Origin of the sequence: Sphingomonas sp. CCH9-F2, assembly GCF_001556735.1 — a bacterium.
Classification (GTDB): domain Bacteria; phylum Pseudomonadota; class Alphaproteobacteria; order Sphingomonadales; family Sphingomonadaceae; genus Sphingomonas; species Sphingomonas ginsenosidimutans.
This window is the reverse complement of the sequence record NZ_LSJO01000265.1, coordinates 1-5428: the sequence shown is the minus strand read 5'-3', so window position 1 is coordinate 5428 and position 5428 is coordinate 1. Positions and strand designations below refer to the sequence as shown.

Annotated in this window: 5 protein-coding genes and 1 pseudogene; 4 read left to right on the top strand and 2 right to left on the bottom strand. The window is 68.0% G+C overall.

The window, feature by feature from the left end; genetic code table 11:
• Positions 1-640: pseudogene (locus AX685_RS07860) on the bottom strand (hypothetical protein); the annotation flags it as partial.
• A gap of 65 nt (positions 641-705) precedes the next feature.
• Between AX685_RS07860 and AX685_RS07855 the strand changes: the two are divergent.
• The 3 genes from AX685_RS07855 (at position 706) to AX685_RS07845 (ending at position 3980) form a co-directional block, all read left to right on the top strand.
• Positions 706-1959, top strand: a complete 1254-nt coding sequence (locus AX685_RS07855; RefSeq protein WP_066487254.1) for a putative DNA modification/repair radical SAM protein — start codon at positions 706-708, stop codon at positions 1957-1959.
• A 64-nt stretch (positions 1960-2023) separates the two neighbouring features.
• On the top strand, positions 2024-2509 hold the full coding sequence (locus tag AX685_RS07850; protein ID WP_066487252.1) for a hemerythrin domain-containing protein: 486 nt from the start codon (positions 2024-2026) through the stop codon (positions 2507-2509).
• Between the two features lie 46 nt (positions 2510-2555).
• Positions 2556-3980, top strand: coding sequence for a UdgX family uracil-DNA binding protein (locus tag AX685_RS07845; RefSeq protein WP_066487249.1), 1425 nt, complete (start codon positions 2556-2558; stop codon positions 3978-3980).
• Positions 3981-4100: 120 nt separating this feature from the next.
• On the opposite strand, the gene AX685_RS07840 is transcribed toward AX685_RS07845, so the two are convergent.
• Positions 4101-4895: an aldo/keto reductase gene (locus AX685_RS07840; protein ID WP_066487248.1), complete on the bottom strand. Its 795-nt coding sequence runs from the start codon at positions 4893-4895 to the stop codon at positions 4101-4103.
• A gap of 80 nt (positions 4896-4975) precedes the next feature.
• On the opposite strand from AX685_RS07840, the gene AX685_RS07835 reads away from it, so the two are divergent.
• Positions 4976-5428, top strand: a 453-nt coding sequence (locus AX685_RS07835) for a DedA family protein (protein WP_066487257.1), incomplete at its 3' end; no start/stop codon positions are given.

The window sequence follows — 5428 nt, the reverse complement described above, 5'->3', positions numbered from 1 at the left end:
CCACCAGCACCGCCCCCGCCACGATCCGCGCGCGCCATGTCCGATCGGACGCGAACAGTGCGCCCAGCCCCAGCAGCGGCAGCATCAGGATCGGGAACAGCTTTGCCGCGCCGCCCAATGCAGCCAGCGCGGTCGCGCGCACCAGGGCTCCCCGCGCCGCCGCCAGCATCGCCGCGACCGCGAACGTCCCCGCCAGCAGATCCCAGTTATGCCCCAGGTACAGCACCAGCGGCGGCGCCAGCGCCCAGGCATATTGGCGCGCCAGCCCGGCCCCCGCGCCGCGCATCATCTCCAGGATCACGAACGCCAGGATCGCGTTGCCCAGCGTCACTACACCCAGGAACGTCGCCGCATCGGCGCGCGCGCCGCCGATGACGCGCGCGACCAGCCCCTCGATCCAAATCAGGGCGCCGGTCAGCACCGGATATTCCATCCGCGCCTCGAAATAGGGCATTTGCCCCGCCGCTACCCCGCGCAGTCCCCAGAACGGCACCGCATCGCTGTAGCAACCGGTGGTATATTGCTCGGCACCGATCCAGCCCGCGCCGCAATGCGCCTTGAACCCCCAGCCAAGCAGGCACGTCAGCGCCAGCGCCAGATACGGCCCGTTCGGCCCCAGACGATTCACGATCCCGCGCACGGGGTTGATCCATGGCAGGTGGATCCGCCCTCGACAAGCGGACCTCCGGAACATATATCGAACACATGGCGCAGCTCGACGTCCGGCAGAAACTGGAAATCCTCGCCGATGCGGCCAAATACGATGCGTCCTGCGCGTCGTCGGGCACTGCCAAGCGCACGTCGAAGGACGGCAAGGGCCTCGGCTCGACCGAGGGGATGGGCATCTGCCATGCCTATGCCCCCGATGGTCGGTGCATCTCGCTGCTCAAGATCCTGCTGACCAACAGCTGCATCTTCGACTGCCATTATTGCATCAATCGCAAAAGCTCGAACGTCCGCCGCGCCCGCTTCTCCGCGCAGGAGGTGGTGAACCTCACCCTCTCCTTCTACCGCCGCAATTATATCGAGGGGCTGTTTCTGTCCTCGGGGATCATCCGGTCGCCCGATTACACGATGGAGCAGATTGTCGAGGTCGCGCGGTCGCTGCGCGAGGATCATCAGTTCCGCGGCTATATTCACCTGAAGACGATCCCCGATGCCGATCCCGAACTGGTCCGCCTCGCGGGGCTGCACGCCGATCGCGTGTCGATCAACGTCGAGCTGCCGACCGCCGGCGGGCTGAAGCGATTGGCCCCGGAGAAGGACGGCGAGCGGATCGAGGGCGCGATGCGCGACATGAAGCGCGCGATCATCGATACCGGCGATGCGCGCCAACGCTATCGCTCCGCCCCGCGCTTCGCACCGGCGGGACAGTCAACACAGATGATCGTCGGTGCGGACGCGGCGACCGACGGCGATATCGTGGCGCGCGCCTCGACGCTCTACGATCGCTTCGGGCTGCGGCGCGTCTATTATTCGGCGTTCAGCCCGATCCCCGATGCCTCGACCGTCCTGCCGCTCCAACGCCCGCCGCTGATGCGCGAACATCGCCTCTACCAGTCGGACTGGCTGATGCGCTTTTACGGATTCCAGCCGCAGGAGGTCGTCGCGGCCGCCGATGCGACGACGGGGATGCTGCCGCTCGACATCGACCCCAAGCTTGCCTGGGCGCTCAAGTTCCGCGATCGCTTCCCCGTCGACGTCAACCGCGCCCCGCGCGAATTGTTGTGGCGGATCCCGGGCCTGGGGACGAAGGCGGTGGCGCGCATCCTGTCGGCGCGGCGTTGGCGGCGGCTGCGGCTCGACGATATCGCGCGGCTGACCGTGTCGGTGGCGAAGGTGCGGCCGTTCATCGTCACCGACGACTGGCGTCCGGTGCTGCTCGCCGATCGCGGGGACATATCGGCACTGGTCGCGCCCAAGGCGGCTACCCGCCAGCTCGAACTGTTCGCGGCGTGAGAATCGCTCGCGGGTGAAACGACCTGCCGCCTCGCGCGCTGTCGCGGGCGAAGGAGAACGACCGATGGCTACCCCCGCGATCTACGCCGATCTGAAGCGCGATCATGACAAGCAGCGCAAGATGCTGAAGGAACTGGCCGAACTGAAGGGCGACACCGCCAAGCGCAAAAAGCTGTTCGAGGCGTTCCGGCTGGAGGTGCAGAGCCACGCTGCGGCCGAGGAGGAATCGCTCTACGCCGAAATGCTCGGCAACCCCGAATTGCGCGACGACGCGCGCCATTCCGTCGCCGAGCACAAGGAGGTCGACGACCTGCTGGGCGAGATGATGGACGAGGATTTCGCGTCGGACGAATGGGAATCCAAATTCTTCCACATGCGCCACCGCTACGAACATCATATCGATGAGGAAGAGGAGGAAATGTTCCCCGCCGCCGAGAAGGAGCTCGACGCGGACACCGAGGAGCGGCTGGCCGACACCTATGAGGAACGCAAGCCCAAGGAACTGGAACTCGCCAAGGCCAATCCCCCGGGCGGCGACGAACGCGACTGATCGCGCCGGCCGGTCCTGCCCGTCCGGGACCGGCCACCCCACCGCCATGCGTACCGTCACCCTTTCCGCCCCCGACGACATCGACGCCTGGCGCAGCGCCGCGCGTGCGCTGATCGCTGACCATGTCGCGCCCGATCGCGTGGTGTGGCAAGTGGGCGACGCGCCCGCCGATCTGTTCGCGGAAACCCCGGCGGCCGACCCGGCCGCTGCCCCCGCCTCCGCCGAGACCTTCCGCGTGCCGCGCGCGTTCCTGTCGCTGGCCGACGACGCGGCGCTGCACCGCGATCCGCAGCGGTTCGCGTTGCTCTACACCTTGTTGTGGCGGCTGCGCGATGCGCCGCGGCTGACCGACGATCACGCCGACCCGCTGGTCCGCCGGCTGGAAGAATTGGCCAAGGCGGTACGCCGCGACATCCACAAGATGCGCGCCTTCCTGCGCTTCCGCTCGGTGGAGGAACCGGACGGCGCGACCCGCTATGTCGCGTGGTTCGAGCCGGACCATCACATCGTGCGCGCCAATGCCGCCTTCTTCGTCAACCGCTTCGCATCGATGCGCTGGTCGATCCTGACCCCGGAGATATCGCTACACTGGAACGGCGCCGCACTGACGCAGGGGCCGGGCGCGGCGCGCACCGATGCGCCCGACGGCGACCCGGTCGAGGAGGTGTGGAAGACCTATTACGCCAGCATCTTCAACCCAGCGCGCGTCAAGGTCGGCGCGATGCTGAAGGAGATGCCGCGCAAGTACTGGAAGAACATGCCCGAAACCGCGTTGGTGCCGCAGTTGCTGGCGACGGCTCAGGCGCGGGAGAGCGGGATGATCGCCACCGCCCAGGATCGCGTCGACACCGATCGGGTCGCGGCGGGCGGCAATGTCGCCGCGGCGTGGGCGGCGCTGCGCGACGAGGCGGCGGGCTGCACCCGCTGCCCGCTGTATCGCCCCGCGACGCAGACCGTGTTCGGCGAGGGGCCGCTGGATGCGCCGCTGATGTTCGTCGGCGAACAGCCGGGCGATCAGGAGGATCTGGCCGGGCGCCCGTTCGTCGGCCCGGCGGGGCAGGTGTTCGACCGCGCGATCGCCGACGCCGGGATCGAACGCGCCGCCGCCTATGTCACCAACGCGGTCAAGCATTTCAAGTTCGAGCCGCGCGGCCGTCGCCGCATCCATGCCAAGCCCGATGCGGGCGAGATCGACGCCTGCCGCTGGTGGATCGAGCAGGAACGCCTGCTGCTACGCCCGCGGATGACGATCGCGCTGGGCGCCACCGCCGCGCGTAGCCTGTTCGGCCGCGCGATGACGATCGGGCGGGAGCGTGGGCGGGTGCAGACCCTGCCCGACGGCGGCGCGGCGTGGATCACCGTCCACCCCAGCTACCTGCTGCGCCTGCCCGACCCCGCGGCGAAGGAGGCAGAATATGCGAAGTTCGTGGAGGATTTGAAGGGCGCTCAGGCGGCGATCGCGCATGTCTGAACAGAGCCGTCACCCCAGCGAAAGCGGGGCCTCAAGCCTGGCAAGCGATTCGCAAACCTCGAAGAGATCCTAAGCTTCGCCGGGATGACGGCATTGGCTGGGGGACCATCGACCTATCCCTCACAATTCCCGCGGGTCCGGCCCCATGCGCCCTTCCGGATCATCCATCGCGTCGATCGCCGCGACGTCGTCGGCCGACAGCGTCACCTCCTGCGCGCGCCAGTTGCTTTCCAGATGCGTAAGGTCCGCTGCCTTGGGGATCACCGACAGCCCCTTGGCCAGGTGCCAGGCGATGATCGCCTGCGCCGGAGTCGCGCCGATCCGCTCGGCGATCCGCACGATCCGCTCATCCTTCAGCGTCGCCCCCTGACCCAGTGGGCTCCAGCTTTGCGTCACGATGCCGTGGTCGGCGTTATACGCCTGCATGTCGCGCTGCTGGAACGTCGGGTGCAGCTCGATCTGGTTGACCGCGGGGGTCACGCCGGTCGCGGCAATGATCGCGTCGAGATGCTCGGGCAAGAAGTTGGACACGCCGATCGACCGCGCCTTCCCCGCATCGCGCAGCGCCACCAGCGTCTTCCACGCTGCGACGAATTGTCCGCCGGCGGGGTGGGGCCAGTGGATCAGGTACAGGTCGACATGGTCGCGCCCGAGCAGCGCGAGGCTTTCGTCCAGCGCACCCGCGGCATCGCCGTGCCGGTCGTGCCACAATTTTGTGGTGACCCACACGTCGTCCCGCGCCAGCCCTTCGCCGACGCCGCGCTCGTTGTGATACAGCGCGGCGGTGTCGACCAGCCGGAACCCCAGGTCCAGGCCGGCGCGCACCACCGGCGCAACCTGCGAATCGGGGATCTGATACGTGCCCAGCCCCAGTCGGGGCATGGTGCGGCCATCGTTGAGCGTCAGGTCGGTCATTCGCAACGAACCGTTGCTGCGCCGCCGCGGTTCCGCACTTCGTGCTTCCCTTTCGCCGCGCGCTGACGCAAGCGGCGCGCATGGTCGAAAAGATCCTGGCCGCGCTTGCCGGCTTCGCCATCTCCGTGATCTCCGCCGGCGGCTATTGGGGCGTCGCGCTGCTGATGGCGATCGAAAGCGCGTGCATCCCGCTGCCGTCCGAAATCATCATGCCGTTCGCCGGCTATCTCGTCTCCACCGGACAGATGAACCTGTATCTGGCGGCGACCGCGGGCGCGCTGGGCTGCAACCTCGGCTCGATCGTCGCCTATGAGATCGGGCGGCGCGGCGGGCGACCGATGGCGGAGAAGTTCGGCCGCTACGTCCTGATCGGCCCGGGCGAGCTGGACCTGGCCGACCGGTTCTTCAACCGCTGGGGATCGTGGGCGATCCTGATCGGGCGGATGCTGCCGGTGGTGCGCACCTTCATCGCCTTTCCCGCCGGGGTAGCACGGATGAAGCTGATCCCGTTCCACGTCTATACCTTCGTCGGC